Below are 16,547 nucleotides of genomic sequence, written 5' to 3' on the forward strand. Positions count from 1 at the left end.
TCTGGCCCTCGATCTAGGGAGGCCGCTTGTCATTTGGAAATTAAATGATTAACTCACTGCCAGTTGTTTCTCGAATGGAGACGCCCATGCTGGATCTCGACCTGCTGCGCAGCTTCGTCTCGGTGGTCGAGGCCGGCGGTTTCACCCGCGCCGGCGAGCGCGTCCACCGCACGCAGTCGACCGTGAGCCAGCAGATCAAGCGGCTGGAGGAGGACGTCGGCCAGGTGCTGCTGCATCGCGACGGCAAGAACGTGCGCCCGACCGAGGCCGGCGAGCGGCTGCTCTCTTATGCGCGGCGGCTGCTCTCGCTGGCCGAGGAGGCGCGCGACGTGCTGCGCCAGCCTGATGGCGAAGGCGCGATCCGGCTCGGCATCCCCGAGGATTTCGCGGCGTACCGGCTGACCAAGCTGTTGGGCGCGTTCTCGCGCTCGCATCCAGGCCTGCGGCTCGACGTGCGCGCTGACCAGAGCAAGCACCTGGCGCGAGATCTCGAACGCGGCGAGCTCGACCTTGCGCTCTACAAGCGCGAGGCCGCCGCGAAGGATGCGATCGCGGTGTGGCCGGAGCGGGTGCACTGGGTCACCAGCAAAAGCCATCCGGTCGATATCAGCGTGTCGTCGGTGCCGCTGATCGGCTTCCCGCTCGGCTGCATCTATCGCGCCGGCGCCATCCACGCACTGGAAAGCGCGGGCCGCGCCTGGCACACCGCCTATACGTCATCGAGCCTTTCCGGCATCCAGGCCGCGGTCGCGGCCGGCATGGGCTTGAGCATCCTGTCGGAGATGTCGATCCAGTCCGACCATCACGTGCTGACGGCGAAGGAAGGTTTTGAGCCGATCAACAGGACCGAGGTCGCGCTGATGGCTTCGCCGGATGCGAGCCCGGCAACGCTACGGCTTGCGGATCGTCTCGCCGAATTTTGCGATGCGGTTCAGGCCAAAGCGGCTTGAAGGCGGCTTGAGCCGTGCGATTGCCGCCCGCTGCTCAATTCGCCGCGGACATCAGCCTGTCGCCGCAGGCATTCGCATAAAACTTGCCGCCGCATTGGCGCTTGATGGCGGCGCAGCGGGCCGCGGGCGACGCATTCTGCGGGACCGTGAAGCCGCAGCTCAGACCATCGGCGCTGCGACCGGGCTTGCCGGCGGCAAACGCGGCACTGGAGGCGCTGATGCAGACGACGAGCAAGGCCGCCGCGGCGATTTCGATCAGCAGTCTCATGGGAATATTCCTCCACACTGATGGCTGAATTGACCCGCAATCTAGCACCGAATCCCGGTTTCTCCGTGCTCGTCCGGGTTCCCAAAGCGGCCCATTCCTTGCATAAATTGACGCCAGCGCAGTGCACGGTCGCGCCGGTGACGATTCCGGTGCAAGGGCAGGACGCGTAGTGTGAGTAGTGTTCTTTCGACCAGGAAGTGACGGCTTTGCAAGATCAATCGTTCCAGCCCAGTTTTCCCGCCCCCACGCAGCCCATCGACGAGCTCGCGCTGGCTGAGATCAAGGGCGCGATCCTGGCGAAGCTGCGGCTTGCCATCGGCAAGGATGCCGCCATGGCAACCAGGCACGACTGGTATCAGGCCGCGGCGCTCGCGCTGCGCGACCGCATCGTGCATCGGTGGCTCACCGCGGAGAAACACAGCTACGACGCAGGACGCAAGCGCGTCTATTATCTCTCGCTCGAATTCCTGATCGGCCGCCTCTTCAGCGACGCGCTCAACAATATGGGCCTCCTGAAGATCTTCGAGGTCGCGCTCGGCGATCTCGGCGTCTCGCTGCCGGAGCTGCGCAAATGCGAGCCGGACGCCGCGCTCGGCAATGGCGGCCTGGGGCGGCTTGCCGCCTGCTTCATGGAGAGCATGGCGACGCTGTCGATCCCCGCGATCGGCTACGGCATCCGCTACGATTACGGCCTGTTCCGCCAGATCATCAATCAGGGCTGGCAGCAGGAATATCCCGACGAATGGCTGAGCTTCGGCAACCCCTGGGAATTGCAGCGCCCCGAGGTGATCTACGACATCAGTTTCGGCGGCGGCGTCGAGCATATCGACGACAAGGGGCGCGACCGCGCGATCTGGCATCCGGCCGAGACCGTGCAGGCGATCGCCTATGACACGCCGATCGTCGGCTGGCGCGGCCAGCACGTCAACGCGCTCCGCCTGTGGTCGGCGCGCTCACCCGATCCGTTGAAGCTCGACGCCTTCAACAAGGGCGACTATGTCAGCGCCAGCGCCGAGCAGTCGCGCGCCGAGGCGATCTGCAAATTCCTCTATCCGAACGACGAGAGCCCCGCCGGTCGCGAGCTGCGGCTGCGCCAGGAATATTTCTTCGTTTCGGCCTCGCTTCAGGATCTGGTGAAGAGGCATCTCGCCTCCGACGGCCAGCTCCGCAGCCTGTCGTCCAAGGTCGCGGTGCAGCTAAACGACACCCATCCGAGCCTCGCCGTCACCGAGCTGATGCGCATCCTCGTCGACCTCCACAATTTCCGCTGGGACGAGGCCTGGAAGATCACCGTCGCCACGCTCTCCTACACCAACCACACGCTGCTGCCCGAGGCGCTGGAGACCTGGCCGGTCGAGCTGTTCGAGCGACTGTTGCCGCGGCACCTGGAGATCATCTACCGCATCAACGTGCAGCATCTGGCGCTCGCCGAGGCGCGCTGCCCCGGCGACATCGACTTCCGTGCCTCGGTCTCGCTGATCGACGAGAAGAGCGGACGCCGCGTGCGCATGGGCCAGCTCGCCTTCGTCGGCTCGCACCGCATCAATGGCGTCTCGGGGATGCATTCGGACCTGATGCGCGAGACCGTGTTCCACGACCTCAACCACCTCTATCCCGGCCGCATCACCAACAAGACCAACGGCATCACCTTCCGCCGCTGGCTGATGCTGGCGAACCCGAAGCTGACCGATCTGTTGCGCGAGACCTGCGGCGAGGCCGTGCTCGACGATCCGACCCAACTCAGCCTGATCGAGGCCCGCGCCAGCGACGTCGAATTCCAGAAGAAATTCCGCAGCGTCAAGCTCCACAACAAGTCCGCGCTGGCGCGGCTGATCGGCGAGCGGCTCGGCATCAAGGTCGACCCGACCGCGCTGTTCGACGTGCAGATCAAGCGCATCCACGAATACAAGCGCCAGCTCCTCAACGTCATCGAGACGGTCGCGCTGTACCAGTCGATCAAGGACGACCCCAACGGCAATTGGGTGCCGCGGGTGAAGATCTTCGCCGGCAAGGCCGCCGCGAGCTACAAATACGCCAAGCTGATCATCAAGCTGATCAACGACGTCGCGGAAGCCGTCAACAACGATCCCGCGATCGGCGGCAAGCTCAAGGTCGTGTTCCTGCCTGACTACAATGTCAGCCTGGCCGAGGTGATCATTCCCGCGGCCGACCTCTCCGAGCAGATCTCGACGGCGGGCATGGAAGCCTCCGGCACCGGCAACATGAAGCTGGCGCTCAACGGCGCCATCACCATCGGCACGCTCGACGGCGCCAATATCGAGATCCGCGACCATGTCGGGGCCGAGAACATCGCGATCTTCGGCATGGAGGCTGGCGACGTCATGATCCGGCGCAAGCAGGGGCTGGACGCCTCCGACGTGATCCGCAATTCGCCGAAGCTGCAGCGCGCCATCAATGCGATCGGCGCCGGCGAGTTCTCGCCCGGCGATCCCGGCCGCTTCGAATCCATCGCGCACGCGCTACGCTATCTCGACCATTACATGGTCAGCGCCGATTTCGATTCCTATTACGAGACACAACGCGCGGTCGATGCGCGCTGGCTGGTCTCGCCGGCCTGGACCCGCGCCTCCATCCTCAACGTCGCGCGCATGGCCTGGTTCTCCTCGGACCGCACCATCCGCGAATATGCCGAGGAAATCTGGAACGTGCCGGTCAATCCGACCACGCCGCAGCTTCCGAATTTGCGCGACGTCGCAGGCTGATTTTCCGCGGCGTGGAAGCGGCGTTACCTGCGCGGTTATTGCATCTCGCAGGGCGGATGATGATATGATTTCCATCATCCCCAAAGCGGTCTCGGCGGAATGGACGCCGTGACCTCCAACGCCGTCATGCGAGCGCAGCGAAGCAATCCAGACTGCCCCGCGGAAAGATTCTGGATTGCTTCGCTGCGCTCGCAATGACGGGTGGGTCGGCATCGAGGACCAACAATGCACGCCAAGCTCCCGCATCCCTTTGACGACGCCACGCGCGTCACCGCCGGCGACAGCAGCTGGCAGGGGCACACCAGCGACGATTACTGGGCCTTTGTCGGCCCGTTCGGCGGCGCCACCGCCGCGACCATTTTGCGTGCGCTGATCGACCATCCGGAACGCGCCGGCGATCCGCTGGCGCTGACCGTCAGTTACTGCGCGCCGATCGCGAAGGGGCCGTTCGATCTCGATGTGCGGCTGGTGAAGGCCAACCGCTCCAGCCAGCACTGGAGCGTCGAACTCAGCCAAGGCGGCGGCGAGGTCGCGACGCTCGCCACCGCCGTGTTCGCCGAGCGCCGGCCGTCTTGGGAGCACCGGGTGGCGCAATATCCTGAGACCAAGCCGTTCGAACAGACGCTGCCGTTCCCGAAGATCGCGGCGTCCTGGGCCAACCAGTATGAATTCCGCTTCGTCGAGGGCGAGATGCGGATCGGCCCGCCGCAGGCCGAGCCCGCCAGCACCTATTCGAAGCTCTGGATCAGCGACCGCACGCCGCGCAAGCTCGACATGCTGTCGCTGATGTCGATGTCGGACGCCTTCTTCGGCCGCGTCTTCCATGCCAGGCGCGCGCTGGTGCCGTTCGGCACGGTGTCGCTGACGACGTATTTCCACACCGACAGCGAGGAGCTCGCAGCGGAAGACATCACGCGCGTGCTCGCGACGGCAGACGCAAAGATCTTCCACAAGAGCTATGGCGACCAGCACGCCGAGCTGTGGTCGCCGAACGGACGGCTGCTCGCGACCACGACGCAGATCGCGTATTTCAAGGCGTGAGCTTTTTCTTCCCCTCTCCCCTTGCGGGAGAAGGTGAAACAAAAAGGGCGGCCTCGCGGCCGCCCTTTTGCATTCAAGACAGTGCGGGAAATTACTCCGCCGCGAGCTTCACGTCCGGGGCCGCCGCGCGCACCTCGGCGTCGACCTGGGCTTCGAACTTGGCGAAGTTCTTCTGGAACATGCCGACCAGGGCGCGGGCGGTCTTGTCGAACTCGTCCTTGTCCTTCCAGGTGTTGACCGGGTTGAGGATCTCGGCCGGCACGCCCGGCAGCGCGGTCGGGACCGCGAAGCCGAAATATTTGTCGGTGCGGAATTCGACGTTGCGAAGCGAGCCGTCGAGCGCGGCGGTGAGCAGCGCGCGCGTCACCTTGATCGGCATGCGCGAGCCGACACCATACTTGCCGCCGGTCCATCCGGTGTTGACCAGCCAGCAATCGACATTGTGCTGGGCAATGAGGTCGCGCAGCATGTTGCCGTAGACGCTGGGGTCGAGCGGCAGGAAGGGCGAGCCGAAGCAGGTCGAGAATTCCGGTTGCGGCTCGTTGCCGAGACCGCGCTCGGTGCCGGCGACCTTGGCGGTGTAGCCGGACAGGAAGTGATACATCGCCTGCGCCGGCGTGAGCTTGGCGATTGGCGGCAGCACGCCGAAGGCGTCGGCGGCGAGCATCACCACGTTCTTCGGCTGCGGCGCGCGGCCGGTGCGCGAGGCGTTCGGGATGAAGTCGAGCGGATACGCAGAGCGCGTGTTCTCGGTCTTGGAGCCGTCGTCGAAATCCACCACGCGGGTGTCCTCGTCGAGCACGCAATTCTCGAGCACCGCGCCGAAGCGCGTCGAAGCCGCGTAGATCTCGGGCTCGGCTTCCTGCGACAGCTTGATGCACTTGGCATAGCAGCCGCCCTCGAAATTGAAGACGCCGTTCGGGCCCCAGCCGTGCTCGTCGTCGCCGATCAGCGTGCGGTTGGGATCGGCCGACAGCGTGGTCTTGCCGGTGCCTGATAGCCCGAAGAAGATCGCCGCGTCGCCCTTGGCGCCGACATTGGCCGAGCAATGCATCGGCATCACGCCGCGCTCGGGCAGATAATAGTTCAGCGTGGTGAAGACCGACTTCTTCATCTCGCCGGCATAATAAGACCCGCCGATCAGGACGATCTTGCGGGCGAAATCGATCGCGACGACGTTCTCCGAGCGGCAGCCATGACGTTTAGGGTCGGCGCGGAAGCTCGGCATGTCAATGATGGTGAGGTCCGGCACGAAGGTCGACAGCTCGATCGCCTCGGGGCGGATCAAGAGCGTGCGGATGAACAGCGAGTGCCAGGCGAGTTCGGTGAAGACGCGCGTCTTGATCCGGTAGGCCGGATCGGCGCCGCCGTAGAGGTCCTGCGCGAACAGCTTCTTGCCTTCGGCGTGCTTGAGGAAGTCCTGATAGAGCGTCTCGAACTGCTCTGCGGTGATGGACTGGTTGCCGGCCCACCACATCTTCTTGTCGGTGGAGGCGTCACGCACCGTGAACTTGTCTTTCGGGCTGCGCCCTGTGAACTCGCCGGTGTCGGCGCAGAGTGCGCCGTCAGCGGACAGCATCGCCTCGCCCGCAGCGAGCGAGTATTGATAGAGTTGCGGCGCACCGAGGTTCCAGTGAACCTGCTTGAGATTCTTTAAGCCGAATTTGTCGGCGCCGAAGGCACCGTTGCGCACGCCCGTCTCTTGCACGAAAAAATCCTCCTAGAACCCGCGACACTCAGCGCGACCATGGTTGGGCGCCATCGCGGTCACCGTGATGAATGGGCCATTCGGCCTCGGCTGAACGACCTAATAATCATGAACGCTGGCGTTGCCAAGCCGATCCCGCAGGATTTGGTTTATTCAAGGACCGCGCCAAACGTCGCGCATGTCAGCTCTGAGCAGATGCATCAAGAAATCGCGAATGATCGCGCAACCAAATGCGTGTTTGCGCGTTACTTCCGGTTATTGCGACGCACAATCCCTGCGGCGCCTTCTTATCTTACCTCACCTTCGCCAATCAGTGCGAACGGCCCCCACATCGCAGGGTAGGCGTTGCGCGGCGACGAGGTGTCATCGACAAACGTTAACATCGCGCGGCGCAAGGCTTCGGCACGACCGATCTTCGGTTCGTTCTTGAGCAGCGCGAACGTCGAAATGGTCAGGCGGGTGGCAGCTTCCGAATCCACGGCCCAATGCGAGACCAGGAGCGCGCGGGCACCTGCGTAGAAGAATGAGCGCGCCAATCCCGACAGCGCCTCGGCGCCCGGCTTGTCGCCGGCGATGGTGTTGCAGGCGGACAGCACCACCCAATCGGCATTGAGCTTGAGCTGAGCCACCTCGCTCGCGGTCAGAAGACCGTCGTCGAATTCCGACGGCTGATCGGGAATGGAGAGTGCAAGCGAGGGCTCGCCCAATCCCTTGACGTCGCCAGCGACGAGGCCGTGGGTGGCGAAATAGATGATGCCGTATTGAGCAAGCGCTGCACGCTTGAGCGTCGTTTCGCTGGCATCGCGTCCGAGATGGATGTCGGCATCAGTGGCGCCGACGTCCCTCGCCACCGCGTTCAGCTCGTCGGCGGTGTCGGGCAGTTGCGGCAGCGCCTGCGCCAGCCGCGCGCGATCGACGCCGGCGCCGCGCCAGAAATCGGTATAGGCAATCGTCGCGATGCTGCGCGCGGCGACCTTGCCGCTTGCAGCGCGATGGTCGGCGGGTCCTTCGGCTGCGGGATTGAAGACGGGATCGCCGAAGCCGGTCATGGGTTTTGCGCCTTGATCCCTGCGAGCGAAGGCCCGCAGCGATTTCAGGCTGATCACCGACGGCAGCACCGAAACGGCCTGACGCCGGAGCAGCCAGGCGGCATCGCGATAACCTTCGAGCTTGTCCGGGATCGCAGCCTGCGGCGTCTCCGTCACCAGGAGATGAAACGGCAATGCGGTCAGCGCCGCCGATGGCACGACCAAAAGGTTGCGCTTGTCTTTCGTCAACGCCTCGACCGGGCCGAGCAGCGCGACATAGAGCTCGTTCGCAAGCGCAAGATCGAACAATCCCGATTTGCCGGAGGCATCGCGCGCCTTGCCGACATCCAGCCCCCTGCGAAAGGCCGCCACCTTCCGCGCCATCGCGTCCGCGCCGAGCGAAATCTCCTTCCACTCGGCGCTCTCGCGCGTGATCGCGATGACATAGCTCTGCTTGTCGACGACGGAATAGATCACCATCGCCTCGTCGGCCGACAGCAGCGGCTGGATATCCTTCACCGCCAGCGGCAGCGGGTTGGAGAGCGAGGCGTAGTCGGGAAATTCGAGCGTGAGCGTTTTCTGCAAGCCCGCACGCTCGTTCGCAATCGTTGCGATCCGCGCGCGGCTGCGCTGCTCGGCTGCGGCGTCTCGTTGGGCCGATTGCTTCGACACCGCGGCGATGATCGCCTTGTCGCGCGCCTCGGCCTCGGCCGCGAGATCCTGATCCCGGCGCACCAGCTCGGCGAGCCGGTCGCTGCCGGCGGCCAGTCGCACGGCGAGCTTGTTCACGGCGGAGGCGGCGGAAGATTGCGTGCCGCGCTGAATCGCGCCGAGCGCGTCATCGAGCGCCTTGTCGCTCGCCAGGAGTGCCCGCTGCCGCGCAGCGAACAGAACCGGCAGCACGACACGCAGCTGCGCGCGATTGCCGGCAAGCGTCTTCTGCGCGAACGGCAAAGCGTCGGCGGTCCGGCCCGACACCTGAAGGAAATATGCGAGATTGCTGGTCGAGGTCACGACATCGGGATGATCCGGCCCGAGTGCACGCTCACGGATCGACACGGCGCGGCGATAGAGCGGCTCGGCCTCGGCATAGCGCTGCTGGTGCTCGTAGAGCCCGGCGAGATTGTTCAGCGAACGCGCCACGTCGGGATGATCCGGTCCCAGCACCTTTTCACGGATGGCGAGCGAGCGCTTGATCGGCGCCTCGGCATCCACATCGCGATTGAGGTCGCGATCGACCTGACCGATGTTGTTCAGGACGGTGGCGACCGCGGGATGCTCGGGCCCGGCGGCCTTCTGATAGATCGCGAGCGCACGCTGGAACAGCGGCTCGGCGTCAGCAAAATGCTCCTGCTTCACATAATGCGTGGCGAGATTGTTGAGGGACTGGCCGACGTCGGGATGCTCGCGCGACAGCGCCTGCTCGCGAACGGCAAGCGCGCGCTTGAACAGCGGCTCGGCCTCGGCGAAGCGGCTCTGCCGCTGATAGAGCGCCGCAAGATTGTTGAGGAGCGGCGCGATCTCGACGCTGCCCTGACCGGTCCCCTTCTCCATCAGCGCGATGGCGCGCTTGTAGAGCGGCTCGGCCTGATCGTCGTGGCCCTGGTCGGCGTAGATCTGCGCGAGATTATTGAGCGCGGCGGCGAGATCGCGGTTGTTGCTGGTCTTCTCGAGCGCGGCCACCATGGCCTGCGCCAGCGGCAGCGCCTCCGAATATTTGCCGGCGCTCCGCAGCGCAGTGATGCGCGCGCTCTGCGCCGACAGATCGCCCTTCTGGGCAAGACCGGGCACGGCAAACGACGCATTGATCGCGAGCGCCAGACCCGCAGCCAATGCCAAACGACGACGCGTCATGAACCCTCTCGCTGCGAGCCTTCAGGACCTACCGTCTTGGGTCGCAGCGATGGGTCGCGGCGTTCAAATTGTTGCGTTCTGGTCCATCTTCATGCGCGCCTCGCCAGCGAGACGAACCAGCATCTTGCGCAGCGACGTGCCGTCGGTCACCCGCTCCGGGAAGTCCAGCCGCAGCGCGGTCTGGCCGTCCTGCATGTCGAGACCTTCCGGATCGCAGCCGGTGCAGCGCCAGTCGCCGTCGGCCGCGCCCAGGAGCTTTGTCGCATAGAGGCCCAAGGCCTCGCGATGGTCGGCGTTCATATGCTCGACGGCCCCCTCCTCCGCTGCCAAGAGATCCTCGGCGCCGGTGAGATCCGTGAGGAACTGTGCGGGCTTGAGATCGACGATCCGGCCGAAGCCGGCGACCAGATGGGTTCCCGTGGGACGGATCCGGAAGAAAGAGAAATCCTTAAAGGAAACAAAGCCTTCCGCCGACGGATGAGCATTGAGATACCGTCGCTGGAGCAGATCCTTCTCGGCATCCGCCTGCTCTGCCCGGCCGGACAGCATGATCCGGGCGCCTTCCAGCGGATCGCCCGCTGCCCGCTCGTCCAGCATCAGCGAGACCCTGCTATCGGCAAGGATATTGCGTGTATGCACGGCAAGGCCCGAGATCAGCAGGATCGGCGAGCCGTCTGGATGGCTGGCCAGATTGACCAGGGAACAATAGGGATCGCCGCTGCCGGCCATGAGAGTTGCCAACGCCCCCTGCCGCGATCGGCGCAGCAGGGATTTGGCGAGCTTTCCGGGGTCGAAATCAGGGGTCGGTTGCATTGGCTTTCTCGGCTCAGGTGGTTGCAAGGGGGGCCTTTTTTCGGGTAAACGGGGGCCTGGTTATGGGTCGACATGCGGCGAATCTGCCGTGTTTCGTGGAACTTGGTCACACTTCAGCCCAGCTTGCATTGCTCGGTGACAAGGTTCGAATGCCGACTTCGGCACCCATGTATGCGGCGCATCAGTGGATTGCTCGCCGTTTCAAGCCACGACCCAAACGGAAAGCAGAAAGCAGAGGCTCATGCCCACAATCGCTTTGGTCGACGACGACCGCAACATTCTCACATCCGTCTCGATCGCGCTGGAAGCCGAAGGCTACCGCATCATGACTTACACCGACGGCGCCTCCGCGCTTGACGGTTTCCGCACCACCCAGCCCGATCTCGCCATCCTCGATATCAAGATGCCGCGAATGGACGGCATGGAGACGCTGCGCCGCCTCAGGCAGAAGTCCGACCTGCCGGTGATCTTCCTGACCTCCAAGGACGAAGAGATCGACGAACTGTTCGGCCTCAAGATGGGCGCCGACGATTTCATCCGCAAACCGTTCTCGCAGCGCCTTTTGGTCGAGCGCGTCAAGGCGGTGCTGCGCCGCTCGGCACCGAAAGACCCGACCGTCGCGCCGAAGGAGAACGACGCCAAGGCACTCGACCGCGGCCTTCTGCGTATGGATCCGGAACGGCATACCTGCACCTGGAAGAACGAGCCGGTGACGCTGACCGTCACCGAATTCCTGATCCTGCAGGCGCTGGCGACCCGGCCCGGCGTGGTGAAGAGCCGCAACGCGCTGATGGACGCCGCCTATGACGACCAGGTCTATGTCGACGACCGCACCATCGACAGCCACATCAAGCGGCTGCGCAAGAAGTTCAAGGTGGTCGACAACGAGTTCGAGATGATCGAGACGCTCTACGGCGTCGGCTACCGGTTCAAGGAAGCCTGAGGCTCACGCAGCATCACCGGTTCTGATTCCATCGGGACCGGGATCGCTCCAAAGCGCGATGAGATGAGAATCGTCATCGCGCTTTGGTTTATTTCTTGAGCATGATCCATTCGGAAAACCGCTGCACACTTTTCCGGATCATGCTCTAGAATGCGGGGACCTTCTCGACGAGCCGTCCTAACGCGGGCGTAAGCATTGCTGGACCGAACGCAGCCTGATCCAAACCAGAGCGCCGGGGATGTCACGTCCGACGGCGTTCCGGAGCATTTTGCCGAGGACAAGCCGCAGGGCTTTCGGCCGCTGAACTGGCTGAAGCGCGCCGGGCAATTCTTCTTCGCGCTGTCCTTCTCCAGCCTGACCCGCCGCATCGTCTCGCTCAACCTCGCCGGCCTCGTCGCGCTGGTCGCGAGCATCCTGTACCTGTCGCAATTCCGCGCCGGCCTGATCGACGCGCGGGCGCAGAGCCTCTTGGTACAGGCCGAGATCATCGCCGGCGCGATCGCGGCCTCCGCCACCGTGCAGACCAACGCCATCACCATCGACCCCGACCGGCTGCTCGACCTCAAGCCGGGCGAGACCTATGGCGGCCCGGACGAATATTCGCCGCTGGACTTCCCGATCAATCCGGAGCGCGTGGCGCCGGTGCTGCGCACGCTGGTCTCGCCGACCAAGACGCGCGCCCGCATCTACGACCCGAACGGCAGCCTGCTGGTGGACAGCCGCAATCTCGAAAACGTGCTGCGCTACAATTTGCCACCTCCGGCCGAGAAGCCCGGCATCGTCGAGCGCGGCATGGTCGCGGTGCGCACTTGGCTGAATCGCGGCGACCTGCCGCTCTACCGCGAGCTCGGCCCCGAGAACGGCAATGGCTATGCGGAGGTGGGCGATGCGCTCCAGGGCCAGAAGCGCTCGATGGTGCGGGTCAATGCGCGCGGCGAGGTGATCGTCTCGGTCGCGGTCCCCGTGCTGCGCTCGCGCGCCATCCGCGGCGCCTTGATGCTGTCGACGCAAGGCGACGACATCGATCAAATGGTCACCGCCGAACGCCTCGCCATCCTGAAGGTCGGCGGCGTCGCGGCCGCGGTCATGATCATGCTGTCGCTACTGCTCGCGAGCACGATCGCAGGTCCCGTACGCCGGCTCGCCGACAGTGCCGAGCGCGTCCGCCGCCGCATCAAGGCCCGCATCGAGATCCCCGATTTCACCCGCCGCCGCGACGAGATCGGCCACCTCTCCGGCGCGCTGCGCGACATGACCAGCGCGCTCTACAGCCGCATCGAGGCGATCGAGATGTTCGCCGCCGACGTCGCACACGAACTGAAGAACCCGCTGACCTCGCTGCGCTCGGCGGTCGAGACCTTGCCGCTGGCGCGCAACGAGAACAGCCGCGCGCGCCTGCTCGAGGTGATCGAGCACGACGTCAAGCGGCTCGACCGCCTCATCTCCGACATCTCCGACGCCAGCCGCCTCGATGCCGAATTGCAGCGCCAGGACGCTATCCCGGTCGACCTGCGCCGCCTCCTGACGACGCTGGTGTCCGTCGCCAATGAAACCAAGCTCGGCCACGACGTCGCGGTCGAGACGCGCTTCGAAGGCCGCAGCGCGTCCGACACGCTCGCCGTGACCGGCCACGATTCACGGCTCGGGCAAGTGGTCTCCAACCTGCTCTCCAACGCGCAATCGTTCTCCGAAGCCGGCAGCAAGGTGCGCCTCACCTGCCGCCGCGTCCGCGGCGAGATCGAGATCGTGGTCGACGACGACGGCCCTGGTATCCGTGACGACGCGCTGGAGCGCATCTTCGAGCGCTTCTACACCGATCGTCCGCATCAGGGCTTTGGCCAGAACTCCGGCCTCGGCCTGTCGATCTCCAAGCAGATCGTCGACGCGCATGGCGGACGCATCTGGGCCGAGAACCGCGCAGGGCCACCGGATGACGAGGGCGTTCCGACGGTATCAGGCGCGCGCTTCATAGTGAGGCTGCCGGCGCTATGAGCCAAGGCAGCTCGAACAAAGGCGGGCCCAGCGTTCACGCCTCCGCGGTCAAGGTCGGGCCGCTGGCGGTGCTGATCCGCGGGCCTTCGGGCTCCGGCAAATCGCGTCTTGCCTTTGATTTGATCATGGCGGGCCGTGCCGGGGTGGTGGAAACGGCCGTTCTGGTCGGGGATGACCGTGTCCATCTGGCGACAGTCGGCGATGAAATTGAAGTCCGCCCGGCGCCTCGCCTGGCGGGCCTGATCGAGGTCCGGGGCCTGGGGATCCGCCGCTGCGACTTCGTGGAGCATGCGACCGTCGGTCTCGTGGTCGATCTGGACGCGGCCGACGCAGAACGCCTGCCGCCAGCCGAATCCCTGAAAACAAGCATTTTCGGTGTCAAAATACCGCGAATCCCGGTGGCCCGCGACTATTCGCCACTCCCCTTGGTTGTCGCGGCCTTGACCACTACCAAGAGTTCATCTTCCGTTAAGCCTTCAGGCGATTGTTTGAAGGGAAATGGTAACCATATCACCCCCACTATCGCGACCGAATAGACCGGCGCAGCTCCCCTCATACATCCGTATAGATTCAGGGAGATACGCAACATCCCCTCTTGCGCGAGGGCTCTGGATGGTCAAAGTGGCGCGTTCGTGCGGTGCACCAAAAGCGCCCGCGAGGAGTTTTCCGATGATTGGTCTAGTACTTGTGACCCACGGGCGCCTTGCCGACGAATTCAAGGCAGCGCTTGAACATGTCATGGGGCCACAAAAGCAAATCGAAGCGATCACGATCGGTGCCGAAGACGATTCCGATCTCTGTCGAAGCGACATTATCGAGGCGGTTAACCGCGTCGATTCCGGCGACGGCGTTGCGATCCTCACCGACATGTTCGGCGGCACGCCGTCGAACCTCGCAATATCCTGCATGAGCCGGCCCAAGGTCGAGGTGCTCGCGGGCATCAACCTTCCCATGCTGGTGAAGCTCGCCAAGGTGCGCGAAGAGCGTCCGCTGCCCGACGCGATCGCGATGGCCCAGGAAGCAGGCCGCAAATACGTCACCATCGCCAGCCGCGTGCTCGCCGGCAAATGAGCGAGGAGGCGCCACAAGCGGGGACAGGCGTGCCCGCAGGCGCGATCTCCAAGGACCTCCTGATCATCAACAAGCGCGGCCTGCATGCGCGCGCCTCGGCAAAATTCGTCCAGGCGGTGGAGCGCTTCGACGCGCAGGTCTGGGTGACGCGCGGCGGCGAGACCGTCGGCGGCACCTCGATCATGGGCCTGATGATGCTCGCCGCGGGGCCGGGCACGACGATCACGGTAGCCGCCGCCGGCACCGACGCCGAAGCCGCGCTCGCGGCGATCACCGAGCTCGTTGAAAGCAAGTTCAACGAGGAAGGGGTTTAGGCGGCTTCGTCAATGAAGCTGCCGTAGGGTGAGCAAAGGCGCAACGCGCCGTGCCCACCATCTCTCTCATCGTGTGGCGAAAATTGGTGGGCACGCTTCGCTTTGCCCCCCTACGGCACTTCACTCACTTCGCCGGCGGCGCGATGTAGACGTTCCAGCTCATCGCCGGGCCGGCCTTGCCGTGGGTGAAGCGGCGCGTCGTCATCACCATGCGCTCGGCGTTCGGCGCGACGTCCGAGATCCACTTCTCGAACGCGGGCAACCGGCCGTCGGTCGGATCGAACACGCCGATGAAGCCGTATCTCTTGACGTCGTCGAGCGAGGTCAGCCCGGAGGCCCAGGCCTCGTTCGGCGTGAACGGGCTGGGATGATCGGGGCTGTAGAACACCATCGGCTGGATCGTTTCCATCGTCCCGGCGACGACGGCCCAGCGTGAGGCGAAGCGCGCGTGCCAGGCCTGGGTCAATTCGCGCGCCAGATCCGAGCGCGCGCCATAGGTCGCGGTGTTGCCGGCATTGGCCGCCATCTCGCGCGCGGCAATCCAGGGCGAAGCTATGAGCGTCGCGGCGCTGAGCACGAACCAGATCGCGACGATGTTGAACAGGCTCGCGCTCTGCACGCGCAATGCGGGGATCGCGACCAGCGCCAAGGGCACCAGGAAGAACAGCGAGATGCCCCAATCGGTCTTCATGTAGATGCTGAAGACGAGCGCGCCGAGCGGCGGGCCGAACGCGACGATGATCTGGATCGCCCACACGTTCAGCGCCTGATAAAAATTGACGCCCGCATTGGCGCCGCGCGCCCAGGCGCGCGTGACGATGCGCAATGGCGCGCGCACGAGCAGCGTCAGCCACGGCGGCACCAGCGCCATGGCCAGTCCAGCCAGCGCGACTGGCAGTGCCAGCAGCCCGAAATTGTGCACGAAGTAGCCGGCGACGAGCTGATGCACCTGGCTCGCGTCCTGGAGGCTGTAGGTGTCGCCGGCATAGGTCAGCGGCACGAAATGCGCATCCGCCAGCCAGACGATGTGCGGGATCATTGCCAGCACCATCGTCGCAATCGCGACCCATGGCGCCGGCGACGACAGGAAGCGCAAGCGCTCCGGATGGATCAGCGCGGCAAGGCCGATGGCGCCGATCATGGTCAGCACCCAATATTTGGTCATCAGCGCCAGCGCGCCGGCAAGCCCGAGCAAGACTCCGGATTGCCAGCTCCGCTTCTCGAACGCATTGAGATAAGCGAGCACGAGCAGCGGCAGCGTCACCAGCTGAAGCAGGTCCGGGTTGTACTTGAAACCTTTGAAATTGAAGATCGGGTAGAGCGCGACCATCACCACGACCAGGAACGCGCGGCGCGCATCCACCACGCGCAAGGCAACCAGCCAGCAGATCACCATGCCGACGCCGACGGTCGCCATCGCCAGCGCATAGGTGGCCCAGTCCGCCGCGGGGAACACTGTGAACCAGAGGCCGGCGACCCAGCCTGACAGCGGCGGATGCTTGCCGTAGCCCCAGAGGAATTTTTGGCCCCAGCCATAGGCTTCTGCGACGTCCATGTGAACGTCCTGCGCCGCCTTGAGATTGATCAGGATGAAGGTCCAGAGCACCGCATGCAGGATGGCGAGCTGGATCACCAGCCACAATCTCGCCTCAGGGCGGACCGCGCCGGCAACCAGCCAGGCCCGGAAGCGGTTAAAGCTCAGGCGGGACTTCGTGCGCGCTCGGGCGGAGGGGATCGAGGTGGTCGACATGGGCGCTTGCGTAGCGCGTTTCGCCCCGCCGTGGAATCAGCTTGGCGTGAACAAAGGCCCTGAAAATACAGCAATATGGTTGCCGCACGGGG

The 16,547-nt window shown here is 64.7% G+C and carries 13 protein-coding genes; 8 read left to right on the top strand and 5 right to left on the bottom strand.

The features are described 5' to 3' along the window. Positions 1-86: 86 nt before the first annotated feature. Entirely contained in the window at positions 87-950 is an 864-nt protein-coding gene (locus tag IVA81_RS00750) for a LysR substrate-binding domain-containing protein (RefSeq protein ID WP_247310783.1), read from the top strand. A gap of 34 nt (positions 951-984) precedes the next feature. Here IVA81_RS00750 and IVA81_RS00755 read toward each other — a convergent pair whose 3' ends face one another. Further along, a complete protein-coding gene (locus IVA81_RS00755; protein WP_247310786.1) occupies positions 985-1,218 on the bottom strand; it encodes a hypothetical protein in 234 nt (77 codons plus the stop codon). Positions 1,219-1,424: 206 nt separating this feature from the next. On the opposite strand from IVA81_RS00755, the gene IVA81_RS00760 reads away from it, so the two are divergent. Together IVA81_RS00760 and IVA81_RS00765 are read left to right on the top strand one after the other, a co-directional pair. Beyond that, positions 1,425-3,941, top strand: coding sequence for a glycogen/starch/alpha-glucan phosphorylase (locus IVA81_RS00760; protein WP_247310789.1), 2,517 nt, complete (start codon positions 1,425-1,427; stop codon positions 3,939-3,941). Positions 3,942-4,166: 225 nt separating this feature from the next. After that, positions 4,167-4,982: a thioesterase family protein gene (locus IVA81_RS00765; RefSeq protein WP_247310791.1), complete on the top strand. Its 816-nt coding sequence runs from the start codon at positions 4,167-4,169 to the stop codon at positions 4,980-4,982. Between the two features lie 91 nt (positions 4,983-5,073). Here the strand turns inward: IVA81_RS00765 and IVA81_RS00770 are convergent, their stop codons facing one another. From IVA81_RS00770 to IVA81_RS00780, 3 genes are all read right to left on the bottom strand, one after another. Continuing rightward, entirely contained in the window at positions 5,074-6,690 is a 1,617-nt protein-coding gene (locus IVA81_RS00770) for a phosphoenolpyruvate carboxykinase (RefSeq protein WP_247310795.1), read from the bottom strand. Between the two features lie 287 nt (positions 6,691-6,977). Beyond that, positions 6,978-9,572, bottom strand: a complete 2,595-nt coding sequence (locus IVA81_RS00775) for a CHAT domain-containing tetratricopeptide repeat protein (protein WP_247310798.1) — start codon at positions 9,570-9,572, stop codon at positions 6,978-6,980. 63 nt (positions 9,573-9,635) lie between these two features. Continuing rightward, positions 9,636-10,385: a DUF2470 domain-containing protein gene (locus IVA81_RS00780; protein WP_247310801.1), complete on the bottom strand. Its 750-nt coding sequence runs from the start codon at positions 10,383-10,385 to the stop codon at positions 9,636-9,638. Positions 10,386-10,626: 241 nt separating this feature from the next. Between IVA81_RS00780 and IVA81_RS00785 the strand changes: the two genes are divergently transcribed. The 5 genes from IVA81_RS00785 to IVA81_RS00805 all read left to right on the top strand — a co-directional run bounded on the left by IVA81_RS00785 (position 10,627) and on the right by IVA81_RS00805 (position 14,705). Then, a complete protein-coding gene (locus tag IVA81_RS00785; protein WP_008542552.1) occupies positions 10,627-11,328 on the top strand; it encodes a response regulator transcription factor in 702 nt (233 codons plus the stop codon). A 195-nt stretch (positions 11,329-11,523) separates the two neighbouring features. Beyond that, positions 11,524-13,320: a sensor histidine kinase gene (locus tag IVA81_RS00790; RefSeq protein WP_247310804.1), complete on the top strand. Its 1,797-nt coding sequence runs from the start codon at positions 11,524-11,526 to the stop codon at positions 13,318-13,320. Next, positions 13,317-13,856, top strand: coding sequence for an HPr kinase/phosphatase C-terminal domain-containing protein (locus IVA81_RS00795; RefSeq protein WP_247310807.1), 540 nt, complete (start codon positions 13,317-13,319; stop codon positions 13,854-13,856). The genes IVA81_RS00790 and IVA81_RS00795 overlap by 4 nt, the downstream gene beginning before the upstream one ends. A gap of 133 nt (positions 13,857-13,989) precedes the next feature. Beyond that, the gene (locus IVA81_RS00800; RefSeq protein ID WP_007597752.1) at positions 13,990-14,391 is read left to right on the top strand and encodes a PTS sugar transporter subunit IIA; all 402 of its coding nucleotides are present in this window, start codon (positions 13,990-13,992) and stop codon (positions 14,389-14,391) included. After that, the gene (locus IVA81_RS00805) at positions 14,388-14,705 is read left to right on the top strand and encodes an HPr family phosphocarrier protein (protein ID WP_025032552.1); all 318 of its coding nucleotides are present in this window, start codon (positions 14,388-14,390) and stop codon (positions 14,703-14,705) included. Before IVA81_RS00800 ends, IVA81_RS00805 begins: the two co-directional genes overlap by 4 nt. 124 nt (positions 14,706-14,829) lie before the next feature. On the opposite strand, the gene IVA81_RS00810 is transcribed toward IVA81_RS00805, so the two are convergent. After that, positions 14,830-16,455 carry a glycosyltransferase family 39 protein gene (locus IVA81_RS00810; RefSeq protein WP_247310809.1) on the bottom strand — a complete coding sequence of 542 codons (1,626 nt, stop codon included), beginning with the start codon at positions 16,453-16,455 and terminating at the stop codon, positions 14,830-14,832. Positions 16,456-16,547 lie beyond the last annotated feature (92 nt).

The sequence above is a fragment of the Bradyrhizobium sp. 141 genome (assembly GCF_023074055.1).
Classification (GTDB): domain Bacteria; phylum Pseudomonadota; class Alphaproteobacteria; order Rhizobiales; family Xanthobacteraceae; genus Bradyrhizobium.

Coding starts and splice junctions, on each gene's coding strand:
- IVA81_RS00780 (WP_247310801.1), bottom strand. CDS start 10,385: ATGCAACCGACCCCTGATTTCGACCCCGGAAAGCTCGCCAAATCCCTG.
- IVA81_RS00755 (WP_247310786.1), bottom strand. CDS start 1,218: ATGAGACTGCTGATCGAAATCGCCGCGGCGGCCTTGCTCGTCGTCTGC.
- IVA81_RS00765 (WP_247310791.1), top strand. CDS start 4,167: ATGCACGCCAAGCTCCCGCATCCCTTTGACGACGCCACGCGCGTCACC.
- IVA81_RS00810 (WP_247310809.1), bottom strand. CDS start 16,455: ATGTCGACCACCTCGATCCCCTCCGCCCGAGCGCGCACGAAGTCCCGC.
- IVA81_RS00750 (WP_247310783.1), top strand. CDS start 87: ATGCTGGATCTCGACCTGCTGCGCAGCTTCGTCTCGGTGGTCGAGGCC.
- IVA81_RS00805 (WP_025032552.1), top strand. CDS start 14,388: ATGAGCGAGGAGGCGCCACAAGCGGGGACAGGCGTGCCCGCAGGCGCG.
- IVA81_RS00785 (WP_008542552.1), top strand. CDS start 10,627: ATGCCCACAATCGCTTTGGTCGACGACGACCGCAACATTCTCACATCC.
- IVA81_RS00800 (WP_007597752.1), top strand. CDS start 13,990: ATGATTGGTCTAGTACTTGTGACCCACGGGCGCCTTGCCGACGAATTC.
- IVA81_RS00795 (WP_247310807.1), top strand. CDS start 13,317: ATGAGCCAAGGCAGCTCGAACAAAGGCGGGCCCAGCGTTCACGCCTCC.
- IVA81_RS00775 (WP_247310798.1), bottom strand. CDS start 9,572: ATGACGCGTCGTCGTTTGGCATTGGCTGCGGGTCTGGCGCTCGCGATC.